Origin of the sequence: Pseudarthrobacter sp. NPDC080039 (assembly GCF_040702335.1) — a bacterium.
GTDB lineage: Bacteria > Actinomycetota > Actinomycetes > Actinomycetales > Micrococcaceae > Arthrobacter > Arthrobacter enclensis_A.
In genome coordinates, this window is sequence record NZ_JBFBKY010000005.1 from 142729 (window position 1) to 159198 (window position 16470).

Here is a 16470-nt window from a genome sequence, read left to right on the forward strand (position 1 = left end):
CGACGGCGGTTCCCCCAGCACACCCAAAAACAGACTTTCAAGCTTTCAAGGAGCACCCCATGAGCAAGATGCGTACCGTTGATGCAGCGGTGGCCATCCTGGAAAAGGAAGGCGCCATCGAGGCGTTCGGCCTGCCAGGCGCCGCGATCAACCCCTTCTACTCCGCAATGCGCGCCCACGGCGGCATCCGCCACACCCTGGCCCGCCACGTTGAAGGTGCCAGCCACATGGCCGACGGTTTCAGCCGCGCCAAGGACGGCAACATCGGCATCTGCATCGGCACCTCCGGCCCAGCCGGCACCGACATGATCACCGGGCTCTACGCCGCCTGGGCAGACTCCATCCCCATGCTCTGCATCACCGGGCAGGCCCCCGTGGCCAAGCTGCACAAGGAAGACTTCCAGGCCGTGGACATCGAGTCCATCGCCGCCCCCGTGACCAAGATGGCCATGACCATCCTGGAGCCCGGCCAGGTCCCCGGCGCCTTCCAGAAGGCCTTCCAGCTGATGCGCTCCGGCCGCCCCGGCCCCGTGCTGCTGGACCTGCCCATCGACGTGCAGATGGCGGAAATCGAATTCGACATCGACGCGTACGAGCCGCTGCCCGTCGAAAAGCCCAAGGCCTCCCGCAAGCAGCTGGAGAAGGCCCTGGACATGCTCCTGGCTGCAAAGCACCCGCTGATCGTGGCCGGCGGCGGCATCATCAACGCCGGCGCCTCCGCGCAGCTGGTGGAACTGGCCGAGACCCTCAACGTTCCGGTCATCCCCACCCTGATGGGCTGGGGCACCATCCCGGACGACCACCAGCTGATGGCCGGCATGGTGGGCCTGCAGACCTCGCACCGCTACGGCAACGAGAACTACCTGCAGAGCGACTTCGTGATCGGCATCGGCAACCGCTGGGCCAACCGCCACACCGGCGGCCTGGAGACCTACACCGCCGGCCGCAAGTTCGTGCACATCGACATCGAACCCACGCAGATCGGCCGCGTGTTCTCCCCGGACCTGGGCATTGCGTCCGACGCCGGCGCGGCGCTGGCAGGGCTGGTTGAGCTCGCCAAGGAGCGCAAGGCGGCCGGGTCCCTGCCGGACTACAGCGCCTGGGTTGCCGAGTGCCAGGACCGCAAGGCCTCCCTGCACCGCAAGACGCACTTCGAGAACATCCCCATCAAGCCGCAGCGCGTGTACGAGGAAATGAACAAGTCCTTCGGCCGCGACACCACCTACGTCTCCACCATCGGCCTGTCGCAGATCGCCGGCGCCCAGATGCTGCACGTCTTCGGCCCACGCAAGTGGATCAACGCCGGCCAGGCAGGACCGCTGGGCTGGACCGCCCCGGCCGCGCTCGGTGTCGCCCGTTCCAACCCGGACCAGACCGTGGTGGCTCTCTCCGGCGATTACGACTTCCAGTTCATGATCGAAGAACTGGCCGTGGGCGCGCAGTTCAACCTCCCGTACATCCACGTGGTGGTGAACAATTCCTACCTGGGCCTGATCCGCCAGTCCCAGCGCGGGTTCAACATGGAGCAGAACGTGTCCCTGGCGTTCGAGAACATCAACAGCGCGCACCTGTCCGAAGACACCCGCGGCTACGGTGTTGACCACCTGAAGGTGGCCGAGGGCCTGGGCTGCAAGGCCGTCCGCGTGGAGGATCCCAGCGACCTCGCTGCCGCCTTCGACAAGGCCAAGGCCCTGATGGGTGAGTTCCAGGTTCCCGTGGTGGTGGAAGTGATCCTGGAAAAGGTCACCAACATCTCCATGGGCGTGGAAATCAACGCCGTGAACGAGTTCGAGGAACTGGCCGAGACCGCAGCCGACGCCCCAACCGCCATCCTGGCACTGCAGGCCCAATCATGCGCATCGTGATCGCCCCGGACAAGTTCAAGGGATCGCTGTCCGCCCCGGAGGTGTGCAGCCATCTGGAAAAAGGCCTGCAGCGCGGCGCGGGCGGCAACCTTGACGTGGTCCGGATTCCGGTGGCCGACGGCGGCGAGGGCACCCTCGACGCCGCCGTCGGCTCCGGATTCATCCGCCGGACGGCAACGGTCACAGGCCCCACCGGACAACCGGTGGAAGCGGACTATGCCGTCCGTGGACACGAGGCCGTCATCGAAATGGCCACCGCGTCCGGGCTCGCCTTAGTCCCGAATGTCCGGAAGGGAGGCCGTCCCGTATCGGCGGACGCCTCCGCGGCCACCAGCCTTGGCACCGGCCAGCTCATCCGGGCAGCCCTCGACGCCGGCTGCCGGCGGATCGTGCTCGGCGTGGGCGGCAGTGCCAATACCGACGGCGGCGCGGGGCTCCTTCAGGCGCTCGGCGCCAGGTTCCTGGACAGCAGAAACAACGAACTTCCCCCGGGCGGGGCTGCGCTGGCAAACCTGCACAGCATCGACTTCACCGATTTCGAGCCCCGCCTGGTGGACACCCGCTTTGTGCTGGCGTCCGACGTGGACAACCCGCTGCTGGGCGCACAGGGCGCCGCAGCCGTGTTCGGTCCGCAAAAGGGCGCCACGCAACAAGACGTCGGCATGCTCGACGCCGCCCTGGCCAGGTTTGTCGAAGTCCTGGCCAGGGAAATCGGATTTCGCGCGGTCAAAGCCGCGGAAGCACCTGGAGCCGGGGCAGCCGGCGGCGTGGGCTACGCCGCCATCGCCGTGCTGGCCGCAACGCGCCGGCCGGGCATCGACGTCGTCCTCGAATTCACGGGGCTGGCGGACCGCCTGGCCGGCGCCGACCTGGTGATCACCGGCGAAGGCAGCCTCGACGAACAAAGCCTCCTGGGCAAGACGCCCATGGGCGTTGCCCGCGCAGCGGCGGCCCAGGATGTCCCGGTCGTCGCTGTCTGCGGACGGACCACCCTTGATCCGGAGCAGGCGGCCGCAGCAGGATTCGAGGACATCCATGCTTTGACGGCGCTCGAAACCGATGTAAACAGGTGCATAGCAGAGGCAGGGCCGCTCCTCGAGCAGCTGGGCACCCAAATGAGTGCGGGACTGGCGGCCAACAGGCCTGCCGCCGCAAGTACCAAGGAGGACCTCCGTGTCTGAAGAACGTTTTGACCTCGTCATCCGGGGCCGGCGCATCCTGACCACTGTCGGCCTCGCCCCCCGCGAGGTGGGGGTGCGCAACGGCAGGATCGTGGCCATCGAGCCGCTGGGCAACGGCCTGGCCGGCACCGAAGTGATCGAACTTGCCGACGATGAGACCCTGCTTCCCGGCCTGGTGGACACCCACGTCCACGTCAACGAGCCCGGCCGAACCGAGTGGGAGGGCTTCGCGTCCGCCACCCGCGCTGCAGCAGCAGGCGGCGTGACCACCATTATCGACATGCCGCTGAACTCCGTTCCGCCCACCACCACCGTTGAAAACCTGAAGCTCAAGCGCGAGGTGGCCGAGGACCAGGCGTTCATCGACGTCGGATTCTGGGGCGGTGCCATCCCCGGCAACAAGGCCGACCTCCGCCCCCTGCACGACGAGGGCGTCTTCGGCTTCAAGTGCTTCCTCCTGCACTCCGGCGTGGATGAATTCCCGCACCTGGACGCGGATGAGATGGAAGAGGACATGGCCGAGCTGAAGTCCTTCGACTCGCTCATGATCGTCCACGCCGAGGACTCGCACGCGATCGACCGTGCGCCGCACCCGGGCGGCGACCACTACTCCACGTTCCTGGCTTCCCGCCCCCGCGGCGCCGAGAACAAGGCCATCGCCGAGGTCATCGAGCGGGCCCGCTGGACCGGTGCGCGTGCGCACATCCTGCACCTGTCGTCGTCGGACGCGCTGCCCATGATTGCTTCGGCGAAGCGCGACGGCGTGAAGCTCACCGTGGAGACCTGCCCGCACTACCTCACGCTCATGGCGGAGGAAATCCCGGACGGCGCCACCGCGTACAAGTGCTGCCCGCCCATCCGCGAAGCCTCCAACCGCGAGCTGCTGTGGCAGGGCCTGCAGGACGGCACCATCGACTGCATCGTCTCGGACCACTCCCCTTCCACCCTGGACCTGAAGGACCTGGAGAACGGCGACTTCGCCGTCGCCTGGGGCGGTGTGTCCTCGCTGCAGCTCGGCCTGTCCCTGATCTGGACCGAGGCGCGGCAGCGCGGCATCCCGCTGGAACAGGTGGTGTCCTGGATGGCCGAAAAGCCCGCCAACCTGGCCCGGCTCGGCAACAAGGGCCAACTGGCCCTGGGCTATGACGCCGACTTCGCCGTCTTCGCCCCGGACGAGGCCTTCGTGGTGGACGTCTCCAAGCTCAAGCACAAGAACCCCATCACCCCGTACGACGGCAAGGCCCTGTCCGGTGTGGTGCGCAAGACCTTCCTCCGCGGCGCCGTAGTGGACGGCCAGACCCCAACGGGCAGGCTGATCCGCCGCGGCGGCGTATAAGGTCCGCCATGGCAGTGGAAGCCCACCATCCCCGGACCACTGTTCCGCATCGGGTTCCGCCGAGGCGCGCCACCGCGCATGGCCTGGCCGTCTGGGTGGTTCCGGCCGAAGGAACCAGTCCCGAAGTCCTGCGCCACGCCGCCCAAATGGTCCTTGCCAGGGCCCTCCAGACTGCTCCGGAGGCGGAAGTCCATTGGCCTGCCGCCGGAGCCCCCACGTCCGCCGCGGAGGAAGCAAAAGATGACTCCTCCCGCGCTTCCTCCGCGGCGGAGGCAACCGGCCCGGCACTTCCAAAGGCCGACGGCGGCACCCGCCTGCCGCCGTCGGCGGGCCCCGTCAGCCGGGTCGCCGTGGACCTCGCCGCCGATGCCGTCCTGCTGGACGGCAAACCGGTGGCCCTGACCGGCGTCGAGTACAAGGTGCTGCGGTACCTGGTGACGCACCTGTCCCGCACGGTGGGCCGCGAGGAACTGCAGGAGTTCCTGGAATCACTGGATTTTCCCGGCGCCACCGCACGCTCCATCGACGTTTATGTGGGCAGGATCCGCAAGAAACTGGGCACTGCCCGCCATGCCGTGGCCACCGTCCGCGGCGGCGGGTACCAGTTCGTTCCGGGCCCGCACGCGGCCGTTCGGGGTCCTGCGGAATACTGCATATGACGCGCTGGTTTGAAACAGTAAGCGGTGACCCGCTTCACTGGATGTTTGGCCATCACTGACCGAGTCTTACAAAGGAACGCCATGAGCCCCACCCTGACCACCAAGCTTCAGCCCGGCACCCCGGCTCCTGAGTTCACCCTCCGGGACGCCCAGGGCCGCGAGACCTCTCTGGCCGATTACCGTGGCAAGAACGTCATCGTGTACTTCTACCCCAAGGCCGCCACCCCCGGCTGCACCACCGAGGCCTGCGACTTCCGCGACAGCCTTGCATCGCTGCAGGGCAAGGGCTACGAGGTTATCGGCATCTCCCCCGACGCCCAGGAAGCCCTGGCCGGCTTCAGCGGCGACTTCTCGCTGACCTTCCCGCTGCTCTCCGACCCCGACCACGCAGTTGCCCTGGCCTACGGCGCCTGGGGCGAGAAACTGGTCAACGGCGAAATCCACGAGGGAATTGTCCGCTCCACGGTTGTGGTGGACCCGCAAGGCAACGTCACCCTGGCCCAGTACCAGGTCCAGGCCGACGGCCACGTTGCCCGCCTGAAGGAAGCCCTGGGAGTCTAGAACCCTCCATCACTTCCTGCAGCATTCCCCGGACGCCCCAGCACATACTGCTTGGGCGTCCGGCGTTTAACCGGCGGTCTCTGCCGCGACCCGCGCATACGGTGGAAACTGGGCTGAACAGGCATTCAGCTCCACCGATGATGAGGAAAGGGACGGCTATGGACGACGGGATGGACAAGGAAGCGCCGGAGTACGGGGCGGACCCGCGCCTGGCGCTGGTATTGGACTCAGTCTTTGGGACAGGCCCCGACGCAACCCTGGAACTGACTGTCGTGGTTGCCGGCGCCGTCATCTCGGGGTCGGTGGTGTCGGAGCAGGCGTGGACGCAGAGGCAGAACGACCAGGTGCGGATCGGCAGCTGGGCCATCGCCGGAGTCCTCGATTCCTGGGAGCCGACGGCGGGTGGGGGCGGCACTGAAGCCGGACCACGGTACCTCCACTTCCTGGGACCCGTACTTCTTTCGGGCGGAACCAGGATGCCGCTGCAGGCAACCAGGGTTGATGTCCGCCGGGTTGCTGCCTGGAGCATCGGCCGGATCCCGGCAGACTAGGATGGCGGCATTGCCATCGAGGTGCGTCCCGGCCGGGGGCTGACCCTGGGTTCAGGGAGCGCTACTTGCGGCGCCAGTACTTGCCCCAATCGACTTCCATGGCCCACAACGCAAGCAGCATCGCATCCATGGTCATGAGTCCCGCCAACAGGTACGACCAGCCCAGCAACAAACTCACAGCAATCTCCTGACTATCCCCAGCCAATCGATTGCTGCTAAGTGTGGCACCTACAGAGCCGCTATGGAATGCCCTCCACCCGCAGTCTTGAATAGGACTTCGAGCCTGTGGTGCGCCTCGGTCTCCAGCTTCAGCCGCCGCGTCAGTTTCTCCACGTGCCTGGACATCTCCTCCCCTACGGGAAGCCTGTCTCCCGGCCAGCTGGAGACTTCCCGTGATTCCGCGAGGGCGTGTTCCAACTCCCTGGCGGCCGCCCTTACCTTTCGTGAGTGGACGTAGAGGCGAAGCAGTGCCCTGGCCATGTCCGCTCCCCTCCTTTTTACTTGTTCCATTGGCTTCCCCGCCTTCCGCAAGCCGTCCAGCTTCCGTGCGGTTCGTCGTCGAACCTTGTGCCCGGGAAGCTGCTGCGTTTCCCTCGAGTGTGGCTCCCCCACCTCAACGTCCCGGCAAGCAGATGCCAAGATTGCCGCAAGATCTGCTGAGCCACTCCTGGGGCCGCAGGAGGCCTGTATCCGGCTGTCAGCGAAGTCACCGGAATCTGTGAACCCTAAGACATGCTGTGTGCGGCTTAATACGGTAGAAGTAGAGCTATGCTCTCTCCCTCCGAATCCCGCCGTGCGGTGGTCATCGAAGATGACCCGGACATTCGCGGACTGCTGGTCCGTGTCCTGGCGAAGCAGGGCTTCGACGTCACCCAGGCCGGCGCCGGGCTGCCGGGTGTGGAGGAGGTGCGCCGGATCAAGCCGGACCTGGTGACCCTGGACCTTAATCTGCCGGACCTTGACGGGCTGGAGGTCTGCAAGCTCCTGCGCGAGTTCTCAGACGCGTTCATCGTGATGCTCACCGCCCGGGCCGACGAACTGGACAAGCTCACCGGCCTGGACAACGGTGCGGACGAATACATCAGCAAGCCCTTCAGCCCCAGGGAGCTGCAGTCACGCATCAATGCCCTGTTCCGCCGCCGGCCCTCCCCCGCTGCGGCTTCCGCGGCCCGCAAAGAACTTGAACGCGCCACGGAAGTGCAGCAAAGCCTCCTGCCCAAGGAGGACACCTGGGTTCTGTCCCGGACCTCCTCACAGGAGCAGCCCAGCCCGTAACCGCTTGACACTGCTGTCCAGCTGTCCTTGAATATTACGTATGCTGAAATAACAGTTCCATGATGCGGAAGCCCGTGTTCCACTCGCGGGCGTCGGGCCCGTCCGGCATCCGCATAGCCGTCACCATGGATGCCAGCATGACCTCAAGGATTACGCCAGCATGAAGCTTGCCGAATTCAACAAAGCAGACCCCGCCGCGGCCCAGGCCACCCTCCGGCCCTGCATCGACGTCACCCGCTGGGTGGAGGCCGTGGCAGGGGCACGTCCGTTTGCCGGCCGCGCTGAGCTCCTGGAGTTCGCCGCCCAGGCGGCGGATCCTTTTACGCCCGCCGAGGTTGAAGCCGCCATGGCACACCACCCAAGGATCGGGGAACGCCCGACGGCGGCCAGCGCCGAGGCGTCCATGTCCCGTTCCGAGCAGGCGGGGGTCGATCCATCGGATACCGGGGTCGCGGAGGCCCTGGCGCGCGGCAACCGGGAGTACGAGGAGAAGTTCGGCCGGGTCTTCCTGATCCGGGCAGCCGGACGCACCGCACCGCAGATCCTGGAGTCGCTGAACCAGCGGCTCGGCAACGCGCCTGAAGAAGAAGACACCATTGTGGCGCAGCAGCTGCGCGAAATCGCCGTACTGCGGCTCGAAGGACTGATCAGCGAATGAGCGTTTCCCACGTCACCACACACATCCTCGACACCGGCGCGGGGCGCCCGGCGGCGGGGGTCGCCGTCGTCCTTTCAAAGAACGACGGCGGCACCTGGCGTGAGCTGGCTGCGTCCAGTACCGACGCCGACGGCCGCGCGAAGGACCTGGGGCCGGAGCATCTCGAACCGGGCCACTACAAACTGAATTTCGCCACGGGCAAGTACTATGCAGCCCTGGAGACGGCCACCTTCTTCCCGGAAGTTGACCTGGTTTTTGAAGTGACCGGGCCCGAGCACTACCATGTACCGCTGCTCCTGAGCCCGTTCGCGTACTCCACGTACCGGGGCAGCTAACGCCCTTCAGGAGCACTGGAACATCGCCGCCCGCTCCCCAATGTCACGGGCGTCACAGTTCCCGGCATAGGATCAGGAAGTATGGCCTCAAAAAATGAACCGGAATCTGATACCGACACCGATGCCGAGGGCGGCCAGTCCGGCGGGGTCCAGTCCGTGGAGCGTGCACTGACAGTCCTGGAGATTTTGGCCAGGGAAGGCAACGCCGGTGTCAGTGAGATCGCCGAGGAGATGGGCATCCACAAGTCCACGGTCTCCCGGCTGATGGGTTCGCTGGTAAGCCGTGACATGGTCCACCAGAACAGTGAGCGCGGCAAGTACCAACTCGGCTTTGGGATCCTGCGCCTCGCCAGCTCCATTCCCGGCCGGCTAAGCCTGGTCCACGAGGCAAGGCAGGTGCTGGAAAGCCTGGCCGAGGAATTCAAGGAGACGGTCAATCTCGCCGTCCTGCGTTCCAACTATGCCGTCAACGTGGACCAGGCCATGGGCCCCTCCACGCTGGCCACCTACGACTGGGTGGGCAGCCTGACTCCGCTGCACGCAACCTCCAGCGGCAAGGTGCTCCTGGCTGCCCTCGAGGCTGACGAGAGGGACCGCATCCTGAAGGAAACGGGCCTTGCTGCCCGCACTGCCCGCACCATCACAAGCCGCAAGGAGCTGGACGCACAGCTGCTCGAGGTGGCCGCCAAGGGGTACGCCGTGGTACGCGAGGAGTTCGAGATAGGCCTGAATGCCGTGGCGGTGCCCGTCTATAACCACCAGGGCACTGTTATTGGTTCCGTCAGCATTTCGGGGCCGGCGTTCCGGTTCGACCCGGAAAAGATTCCGGGACTGCTCGACTCCCTCAAGGAGGCCGGGCTCAAGGTCAGCGCCAATATGGGCTACCACCGGCGGTAAACGCGAAACCGGCGGTCGAGCGTGCCGGGAAACCAGGAAGCCACCCCTGGCATAGCTCCTGGAGGCCGTTCCAGGCCGGCACCGTTCGCAGGCATCGGAGTCCTGTGGGTTTGCGGTGCGCCCATGAGGCAGTAATGCCCACCGCCGATGGATGGTCAGCCGCCCGCGGATGAATGATCAGCCGCCCGCTGGGATCCGGGGAGCGGGCGACTTTGGCGGCTGAAAGACACCCGCCTGCGAGGCTTCCGTGAGCACTGGCGTCCGCACGACGCCCCTTCCGAAGTCGCTTCTTGCGCAACATGAGTCGCAGCATGCAACACAGTGAGCCATGACACTGTCCGTGTCAAGACCCCCTCCGGAGTTGTTATCTGCCGGCTCGTAATATCGGGACTTCCTGGGCAAAGCCTTGACAAGAAGAGTGGCATAAATCACTCTGTTGCGTAATACGAAGTCCGTTGCGTCTACCTCACTGGCAGACCAGCCCCGAAAAAAGAACGTCGTTTACCGGGCATGCAGCCCGCCCGCTTCTCCACCATGGCAGGTAAGGCACTTAGGAGCCGTGCCTTACCGGCCCTCGACCCCCCACGAACCAGCACGGCCCGAATACCTCCCCAATGTCGGTACCAGTGCAACCCCGGACTCCCGAAGCACCGATACCTGGCACATCTTTGCCCACGGCCCAGCCATTGGTTACAGCCTCCACACAAGCAGGAGTACAGCAATGAACAACCCCGCCATCTCAGTTCGGAGCCTCTGGAAGGTCTTCGGACCAGGGGGAGAGAAGATTCCCGGCAACCGCGAACTTTCGGCCCTTGGCTCTGCCGAACTCCTCGAACGCACCAAGTGCGTGGCGGCCGTCCGCAACCTGAGCTTCGACGTTGCGAAGGGTGAGGTGTTTGTGGTCATGGGACTGTCAGGATCAGGCAAATCAACCCTCATACGTTGCCTCACCAGGCTGATTGAACCTACGTCCGGTCAGGTACTGGTTGACGGAAACGACGTCCTGCAGGCGGGCGTAGCCGAGCTCCGGGAACTCCGCCGGCGCAAGGTGTCCATGGTCTTCCAGCACTTCGGGCTGCTCCCGCACCGCACGGTGCTGGACAACGTGTCCTACGGCCTGCAGATACGCGGAACGGGCAGGAACGAACGCCACGCCAAGGCCCGCGAAATCATTGAACTTGTTGGCCTCAAAGGCTACGAACAGCATTACCCGGACCAGCTGTCCGGCGGCATGCAACAGCGTGTTGGCCTGGGCCGTGCCCTGGCCGGGGATCCGGACACCATCCTCTTTGACGAGCCCTTCTCAGCCCTGGACCCGCTCATCCGCCGGGACATGCAGGCAGAAGTCATCCGGCTGCACAAGGACATGGGCAAAACCATGGTCTTCGTGACGCACGACCTCTCGGAGGCGCTCAAGCTCGGAGACCGCATCCTGATCATGCGCAATGGCGAGCCGGTCCAGTGCGGCACTGGAGACGACCTTGTGGGGTCACCGGCGGACAAGTACATTGAGGACTTTGTCTCCGAAGTACCCCGCGCCGACGTTCTGACCCTCAAGTGGATCACCCGTCCCGTTGCAGACAGCACGCCGGGGGACGCCGCAGTCCTCAACTCCCGGATGATCATCCGGGACGCCATCCCGGCGGTAATGCACTCGTCCTGCCCGGTCCTGGTCGAAGAGGGTGGCCGGATCACCGGCCAGATCGACCGCGACAGCATTCTTTCGGTGCTGCAGCCGGCAGAGGCGGCGGCCTGATGTCAGCCCTCGTCCAGGAACGGCCAACGGCCCAGCCTGCCGCTGTCATTGTCTCCGAACCCCGCCGCAGGCCCAGCCGGCGCACCATCCTGCTGCTCAGCGCCGCCGCCGTCTGGATCCTTGGATTCCTTGTCCTGAACGGAACAGCAACGCTGGCGTTGCCCGCTTCAGAATTGACGGACCTGCACCGTTCACTCAACCAGTTCAACGCCTGGGTTGGGGCAAACCGGGCCGACAACCCCCTCTTCCTGTACGTCTTCACACCCCTGAGGTCCGCGGTGGACGCCGTGGCGAACCTTTTCACCACAACCTTTGCGGCCACCGCAACCGGCCTGCGCCTGCCGGAGATCGGATGGCTGGGCACCGTGGGCCTGCTGACCTGGATCGCGCTGGCCGTCGGAAACCTCCGGGTGGCACTGTTGACGGCCGCGGTCTTTGTCTTCTTCGGTATCCAGGGCCTGTTCGTGGAGGCCACCTACACCTTCGCCCTGGTCCTCACCTCTGTGCTGCTGACGCTGCTGCTGGGCATCCCCCTCGGCATCCTGGCCGGCATCTACACCCGGGTGGCCAAGGTGATCACCCCGGTGCTGGACTTCATGCAGACCCTTCCGACGTTCGTGTATCTCGCACCGCTGGCCCTGGTCTTCCTCATCGGGCCGGCTTCCGCGGTAATCGCTACGGTGATCTACGCTGCTCCACCCGTCATCCGGCTGACGGCACACGGCATCCGCCGCATCCCCGACAACACCCGCGAAGCATCCGATTCCCTGGGTACCACCGGCCTCCAGCGCCTCCTCACGTTGCAGCTGCCCATGGCGCGCCGGACCATTGTGATGGGAATTAACCAAGGGACGATGGCGGCCCTCTCCATGGTCACGATCGCGGCACTGATCGCAGCTCCGGGACTTGGCCAGACGGTTATCAGGGCTTTGCAGTCCCTGGACGTTGGCACAGCAGTCAATGCGGGCCTCTCCATCGTCCTGCTGGCCATCGTGCTGGACCGGGTGACCACGGCAGCGAGCCGCCGCGCGGAGCCAGGCGCAGCCCGCAGCCGCCGGCTGGGGCGCCGGACCCGCAACATCATTCTTGGCGTTGCCCTTGCCGTGGTCCTGGCCATGGTGCAGTTGTCCAGGACCATGCTGTGGGCCGCCGCCTTCCCGGCGGACCTCAACGTTGGCCCTCAGATCGTCCAGGCCGTGAATGCAGCCAGCCACTGGCTGCAGTCGAATTTGTCCCTCTTCACGGTTTCCCTCCGGGAAGGCGTCACCGGCGCAATCCTGAATCCGTTCCAGTCCCTGCTCACCGACACCCCCTTCTACATCCTCGTCATGGTGTTCGCCATCGTGGCCTATGCACTGGGTGGGTGGAAGCTCGCCGCGCTGACCACGGCCTGCCTTGCGGTCATCATCTATCTCGGCCTCTGGAGCGACTCCATGGTCACCCTGGCCGGAACCCTCGTGGCCACGGCAGTGGTAATGGTGCTGGGCATCGTCTTTGGTGTGGCCATGGGCCGGTCCGACCGCGTGGACCAGCTCATGCGGCCGCTGCTTGACGCGGGCCAGACCATGCCTTCCTTCGTGTATCTGGTGCCATTCCTCGGCCTCTTCGGAGCTACCCGCTTCACCGCGATCATCGCCGGCATCATCTACGCCGCCCCTGTGGCCATCAAGATCACTGCCGATGGAATCAGCGGCATCTCCCCGACGGTTGTCGAGTCTGCTGTCGCCAGCGGTTCGACGCCCTGGCAGGTCATTACCAAGGTGCAGCTTCCCATGGCCAGGCAGTCCCTCGCCCTCGCGGCCAACCAGGGGCTGATCTACGTCCTGGCCATGGTGGTGGTAGGCGCCCTCGTAGGGGCCGGCGGCCTCGGCTACGACGTCGTCGCGGGCTTCGTCCAAAGCTCGATATTCGGCAAGGGCCTTGCAGCCGGCCTGGCCATCGTGTTCCTCGGAATCATGATGGACAGGATGACCCAGGCGGCCGCAGCCGCGCCGGCGCGCAGCATCCCGTCCAAGACCACCGCCTGACATGCCCGCCCTCTGCGGGCACCGGTTCAACCCCACAGGCCCGGCTTTCGCCGGGGCATTAGACCCTTACACCCCAACAAGGAGACCCAAGATGAAGAAAGCTGAAAGGCTGATAAAACGCACCCTGCCGGCAATGGCTGGAGCCGCTGCGGCCGCCCTGTTCCTCGCGGGCTGTGGTGGCGCGTCGGTGAACCAGACGGCAGCGGCCGCCGGCGCCAGCGGAACCCCCTGCGGCACCGTAAATGTGGCCATGAACGCATGGGTGGGCTATACGGCAGACGCTGCCGTGTACAGCTATGTGGCAAAAAACAAGCTGGGCTGCACAGTGGTCCAGAAAGACCTTAACGAACAGGTCTCCTGGCAGGGGTTCGCTTCCGGTGAAGTGGACGTCATCATGGAAAACTGGGGCCACGCCGACTTGACCAAGCAGTACATAACGGACCAGAAGGTGGCTGTTGATGCCGGCCCCACCGGCAACGAAGGGCACATCGGCTGGTACGTTCCGCCATGGATGGCAGAAAAGTACCCGGACATCACCGACGGCAAGAACCTGAACAAATACGCGTCCCTGTTCACCACCTCGGAGTCCGGTGGAAAGGGACAGGTCCTTGACGGCGATCCCGCCTTTGTCACCAATGACGAGGCGCTGGTTAAAAACCTGAACCTGGACTACAAAGTGGTGTTCGCGGGTTCAGAGGCGGCACTGATCCAGTCATTCCGGACCGCGCAGCAGAACAAGACCCCTCTGCTCGGCTACTTCTACGAACCGCAGTGGTTCCTTTCCGAGGTGCCCCTGAAGAAAGTGAACCTGCCCGCCTGGACCGAGGGCTGCGATTCGAACCCGGAAACCGTTGCATGCGACTACCCGACCTACAAGCTCAACAAGGTGATCTCCAAGAAGCTTGACGACAGCGGTTCGCCCGCGGCCAAGCTGGCCAAGGGCTTCACCTGGACGAACGAGGACCAGAACTCTGTGGCCACGGACATCCAGGGCGGCATGACTCCTGAAGCTGCGGCAAAGAAGTGGGTGGACGCCCACCAATCGGCTGTTGACAAGTGGCTCAGCTGACAGTCAGTCCCTAACGGCCCACGACGATGGGAAGGCTCCGGCCCCGGCGCTTCAAGCGCCGGGGCCGGAGCCTTTTTATATAGGCTTTGCAGCATTCACGTCACGGGAACGACGCTGGCCCCCAGCCATGGACTCCCAGGACCATCTGCGTTGCGTACGCCAGGGACGGTTACAGCCAGACCTGGTAGCCCGATGACTTGTCGAAGATGCGACGGGTGCTGATCCCTTCGGCTGCTATCCAGAGCACGGAATTGTCTTCCGCCGCCTGGTCCACCACCCCGCGGGCCACCCGCTCCCCCTGCAGCCACACCTCGACACTGTGGCCGGGCAGTCGCGCCCAGTCCACGCGCAGGCCGAGCGGCTTGTCCGTCTTACCGGCGTCCGTCCCGTCGTGTTCGAGGTCGCTCGCGGCTCGTTGGGTTTCAATGGTTGCTTGGGAATTCACTGGTAGCTCCGTTCGCCGGCGCCATCGCCGCTCAAAAAATCCAACACTGATATTTGATTGATATATCAATATGGATTCAGAGTATGGGCCAGGTCACACCCCATGTCAACAGCGCGTCGGGAAGGCATCCCACCCTAGGCGTTAAAGAGCGCCTCGCGCACAGCATGCTCGAATCCACTCACATGGACCTTGGCAAGCTCGGACGCCCGCTCCTCGTCCCCGTCGATGACCGCCCGCAGCAGATCGAGGTGTTCGCGCACGTGGTGGGACAAGTCCGGCAGGCGGTCAATGACCATGCACCAGATCCGCGTCGCCAGGTTGTCATACCTGATCAAGATGTCCTCCAGATGCGGATTGGCAGCGGCGGCGTAAATACCCTGGTGCACCCGGGCGTCCAGCTGCAGCGTCTCGGTCACTGTTGCCGCGGCGACATCGAACGCCTCAACCTTCTCGAGCGTGGCACGCAGCTCGGCCCGGACCGCCGGGGAAGCAACCCGGGCGGCCCGCGCGGCAGCGAGGGGCTCGAGTTGCGCCCGGATCTCCGAGATGAAGGAAAGGTCGGTCACGTCCACCCTGGTGGCGAAGGTGCCCCGCCGTGGGTAGGTCTTCACCAGCCGGTCCAGCTCCAGCCGCTTCAGGGCTTCGCGCACTGGAGTCCTTCCCACACCCAGGCTCTTGGCAAGGAGCTCGTCGTTCAGCAGCTCGCCGGGCTTGATCTCCAGGGTCAGCAGCCAGTCGCGGATGCTCTCGTAGGCGACGTCTGCCAGCGACTTCCTGCCAGCTTCGTCCGCCACCGCCAAAGCTTCGAATGCCATGCTGAGCCCCTTCTTCCCAAACCAGAAAAAAACTATTGACCTCGCCTATGGACGAGTATACGCTGGCACTCAATCTAATATATCAGTTCCGTGCTTTTGAATATATCTAGAAGGAGGAGGGACATGACCCTCATCGAAGCAACCGCAGCAACCAGCACCCTGCCGGCGCTCAAGGACGAGCAGGCGCAGAAGTTCGTGCTGACCCTGTCGTGCCAGGAGCAGGCCGGGATCGTCCAGGCCGTGACCACGTTCCTCTTCGAGCGTGGCTTCAACATCGACGAACACCAGCAGTTCGACGACAGCCTCCGCGAAACCCTGCACCTGCGCACCGCGTTCTCGGGATCCCCCAACTACACGCCGGCCATGCTCGAAGAAGAATTCGCAGCCATCGCCAGCCGGTTCGACATGAAGTTCAGCTTCCACGGCCAGACCAAGCAGCGGGTCCTGGTCATGGTCTCCAAGTTCGGCCACTGCCTGAACGACCTCATCTTCCGCTGGCGCGGCGGCAGCCTCGGTGGCGAACTGGTGGCGGTCGTTTCCAACCACGAGACCCACCGCGCCATGGCGGAAGCCGCCGGCCTGCCCTTCATCTACGTCCCCGCCACCCCGGACACCAAGGCCGACGCCGAGCGCAGGCTCCTGGAGCTGGTGGATGAGTACAACGCCGACCTGGTGGTGCTGGCCCGCTACATGCAGGTGCTTTCGGACGACCTCTGCCGCGCGCTGGAGGGCCGGGCCATTAATATCCACCATTCCTTCCTCCCTGGCTTCAAGGGCGCGCGCCCTTACCACCAGGCCTACGACCGCGGCGTAAAGCTGGTCGGCGCCACGGCGCACTACGTCACAGCCGACCTGGATGAGGGGCCAATCATCGAGCAGGAAGTCATCCGGGTGGACCACACCTACGGCCCGGCCCAGCTGTCCACCGTGGGCCAGGATGCCGAGGCACTCGCACTGTCCCGCGCCGTCCGCTGGCACTGCCAGCACCGGGTACTGCTGGATCAGACCAGCACCGTGGTGTTCCGGTAACCGCACGCCCG

General features: G+C 65.0%; 16 protein-coding genes and 1 pseudogene. 14 read left to right on the forward strand and 3 right to left on the reverse strand.

The window, feature by feature from the left end; translation table 11 throughout:
• Nucleotides 1-59 precede the first annotated feature (59 nt).
• From gcl to AB0313_RS08270, 6 genes are all read left to right on the forward strand, one after another.
• Nucleotides 60-1865: a glyoxylate carboligase gene (gene gcl / locus AB0313_RS08245; RefSeq protein ID WP_366304790.1), complete on the forward strand. Its 1806-nt coding sequence runs from the start codon at nucleotides 60-62 to the stop codon at nucleotides 1863-1865.
• Nucleotides 1853-3046: a glycerate kinase gene (locus AB0313_RS08250; RefSeq protein WP_366304792.1), complete on the forward strand. Its 1194-nt coding sequence runs from the start codon at nucleotides 1853-1855 to the stop codon at nucleotides 3044-3046. Before gcl ends, AB0313_RS08250 begins: the two co-directional genes overlap by 13 nt.
• The gene (gene allB / locus AB0313_RS08255; RefSeq protein ID WP_366304794.1) at nucleotides 3039-4382 is read left to right on the forward strand and encodes an allantoinase AllB; all 1344 of its coding nucleotides are present in this window, start codon (nucleotides 3039-3041) and stop codon (nucleotides 4380-4382) included. The genes AB0313_RS08250 and allB overlap by 8 nt, the downstream gene beginning before the upstream one ends.
• Before the next feature lie 8 nt (nucleotides 4383-4390).
• Nucleotides 4391-5041 (forward strand): winged helix-turn-helix domain-containing protein, encoded by a 651-nt coding sequence (locus tag AB0313_RS08260; RefSeq protein ID WP_307303973.1) that lies wholly within the window; start codon nucleotides 4391-4393, stop codon nucleotides 5039-5041.
• An 81-nt stretch (nucleotides 5042-5122) separates the two neighbouring features.
• Nucleotides 5123-5602: a thioredoxin-dependent thiol peroxidase gene (gene bcp / locus AB0313_RS08265; protein WP_141945632.1), complete on the forward strand. Its 480-nt coding sequence runs from the start codon at nucleotides 5123-5125 to the stop codon at nucleotides 5600-5602.
• Between the two features lie 158 nt (nucleotides 5603-5760).
• Complete coding sequence (locus AB0313_RS08270) at nucleotides 5761-6153, forward strand: hypothetical protein (RefSeq protein WP_141945630.1); 393 nt, start codon at nucleotides 5761-5763, stop codon at nucleotides 6151-6153.
• A 228-nt stretch (nucleotides 6154-6381) separates the two neighbouring features.
• Here the strand turns inward: AB0313_RS08270 and AB0313_RS08275 are convergent, their stop codons facing one another.
• Nucleotides 6382-6633, reverse strand: a complete 252-nt coding sequence (locus tag AB0313_RS08275; RefSeq protein ID WP_366304797.1) for a hypothetical protein — start codon at nucleotides 6631-6633, stop codon at nucleotides 6382-6384.
• 288 nt (nucleotides 6634-6921) lie between these two features.
• Between AB0313_RS08275 and AB0313_RS08280 the strand changes: the two are divergent.
• From AB0313_RS08280 to AB0313_RS08310, 7 genes and pseudogenes are all read left to right on the forward strand, one after another.
• A pseudogene (locus AB0313_RS08280) lies at nucleotides 6922-7380 on the forward strand (response regulator); the annotation flags it as partial.
• Between the two features lie 208 nt (nucleotides 7381-7588).
• The gene (gene uraD / locus AB0313_RS08285; protein ID WP_141945618.1) at nucleotides 7589-8086 is read left to right on the forward strand and encodes a 2-oxo-4-hydroxy-4-carboxy-5-ureidoimidazoline decarboxylase; all 498 of its coding nucleotides are present in this window, start codon (nucleotides 7589-7591) and stop codon (nucleotides 8084-8086) included.
• Nucleotides 8083-8421 (forward strand): hydroxyisourate hydrolase, encoded by a 339-nt coding sequence (gene uraH / locus AB0313_RS08290; RefSeq protein WP_141945616.1) that lies wholly within the window; start codon nucleotides 8083-8085, stop codon nucleotides 8419-8421. The genes uraD and uraH overlap by 4 nt, the downstream gene beginning before the upstream one ends.
• An 81-nt stretch (nucleotides 8422-8502) precedes the next feature.
• Entirely contained in the window at nucleotides 8503-9318 is an 816-nt protein-coding gene (locus AB0313_RS08295; protein ID WP_141945614.1) for an IclR family transcriptional regulator, read from the forward strand.
• Nucleotides 9319-10039: 721 nt separating this feature from the next.
• The gene (locus AB0313_RS08300; protein ID WP_141945611.1) at nucleotides 10040-11074 is read left to right on the forward strand and encodes a glycine betaine/L-proline ABC transporter ATP-binding protein; all 1035 of its coding nucleotides are present in this window, start codon (nucleotides 10040-10042) and stop codon (nucleotides 11072-11074) included.
• Nucleotides 11074-13101 carry an ABC transporter permease subunit gene (locus AB0313_RS08305; protein WP_366304798.1) on the forward strand — a complete coding sequence of 676 codons (2028 nt, stop codon included), beginning with the start codon at nucleotides 11074-11076 and terminating at the stop codon, nucleotides 13099-13101. Before AB0313_RS08300 ends, AB0313_RS08305 begins: the two co-directional genes overlap by 1 nt.
• A 91-nt stretch (nucleotides 13102-13192) precedes the next feature.
• On the forward strand, nucleotides 13193-14170 hold the full coding sequence (locus AB0313_RS08310; RefSeq protein WP_366304799.1) for an ABC transporter substrate-binding protein: 978 nt from the start codon (nucleotides 13193-13195) through the stop codon (nucleotides 14168-14170).
• 169 nt (nucleotides 14171-14339) lie between these two features.
• Here AB0313_RS08310 and AB0313_RS08315 read toward each other — a convergent pair whose 3' ends face one another.
• Nucleotides 14340-14615: a hypothetical protein gene (locus tag AB0313_RS08315; protein WP_366304800.1), complete on the reverse strand. Its 276-nt coding sequence runs from the start codon at nucleotides 14613-14615 to the stop codon at nucleotides 14340-14342.
• Nucleotides 14616-14749: 134 nt separating this feature from the next.
• Entirely contained in the window at nucleotides 14750-15430 is a 681-nt protein-coding gene (locus AB0313_RS08320) for a GntR family transcriptional regulator (protein ID WP_141945605.1), read from the reverse strand.
• 123 nt (nucleotides 15431-15553) lie between these two features.
• Here AB0313_RS08320 and purU point away from each other — a divergent pair, with 123 nt between their 5' ends.
• Nucleotides 15554-16459, forward strand: a complete 906-nt coding sequence (gene purU, locus AB0313_RS08325; protein ID WP_366304802.1) for a formyltetrahydrofolate deformylase — start codon at nucleotides 15554-15556, stop codon at nucleotides 16457-16459.
• Nucleotides 16460-16470: the final 11 nt, after the last annotated feature.

Excerpts from the sequence above, each read along its gene's own strand:
- AB0313_RS08260 (WP_307303973.1), top strand. The coding sequence starts at position 4,391 with ATGGCAGTGGAAGCCCACCATCCCCGGACCACTGTTCCGCATCGGGTT.
- AB0313_RS08305 (WP_366304798.1), top strand. The coding sequence starts at position 11,074 with ATGTCAGCCCTCGTCCAGGAACGGCCAACGGCCCAGCCTGCCGCTGTC.
- AB0313_RS08250 (WP_366304792.1), top strand. The coding sequence starts at position 1,853 with ATGCGCATCGTGATCGCCCCGGACAAGTTCAAGGGATCGCTGTCCGCC.
- uraH (WP_141945616.1), top strand. The coding sequence starts at position 8,083 with ATGAGCGTTTCCCACGTCACCACACACATCCTCGACACCGGCGCGGGG.
- AB0313_RS08310 (WP_366304799.1), top strand. The coding sequence starts at position 13,193 with ATGAAGAAAGCTGAAAGGCTGATAAAACGCACCCTGCCGGCAATGGCT.
- bcp (WP_141945632.1), top strand. The coding sequence starts at position 5,123 with ATGAGCCCCACCCTGACCACCAAGCTTCAGCCCGGCACCCCGGCTCCT.
- AB0313_RS08270 (WP_141945630.1), top strand. The coding sequence starts at position 5,761 with ATGGACGACGGGATGGACAAGGAAGCGCCGGAGTACGGGGCGGACCCG.
- gcl (WP_366304790.1), top strand. The coding sequence starts at position 60 with ATGAGCAAGATGCGTACCGTTGATGCAGCGGTGGCCATCCTGGAAAAG.
- AB0313_RS08300 (WP_141945611.1), top strand. The coding sequence starts at position 10,040 with ATGAACAACCCCGCCATCTCAGTTCGGAGCCTCTGGAAGGTCTTCGGA.
- AB0313_RS08275 (WP_366304797.1), bottom strand. The coding sequence starts at position 6,633 with ATGGCCAGGGCACTGCTTCGCCTCTACGTCCACTCACGAAAGGTAAGG.
- AB0313_RS08320 (WP_141945605.1), bottom strand. The coding sequence starts at position 15,430 with ATGGCATTCGAAGCTTTGGCGGTGGCGGACGAAGCTGGCAGGAAGTCG.
- uraD (WP_141945618.1), top strand. The coding sequence starts at position 7,589 with ATGAAGCTTGCCGAATTCAACAAAGCAGACCCCGCCGCGGCCCAGGCC.
- AB0313_RS08295 (WP_141945614.1), top strand. The coding sequence starts at position 8,503 with ATGGCCTCAAAAAATGAACCGGAATCTGATACCGACACCGATGCCGAG.
- purU (WP_366304802.1), top strand. The coding sequence starts at position 15,554 with ATGACCCTCATCGAAGCAACCGCAGCAACCAGCACCCTGCCGGCGCTC.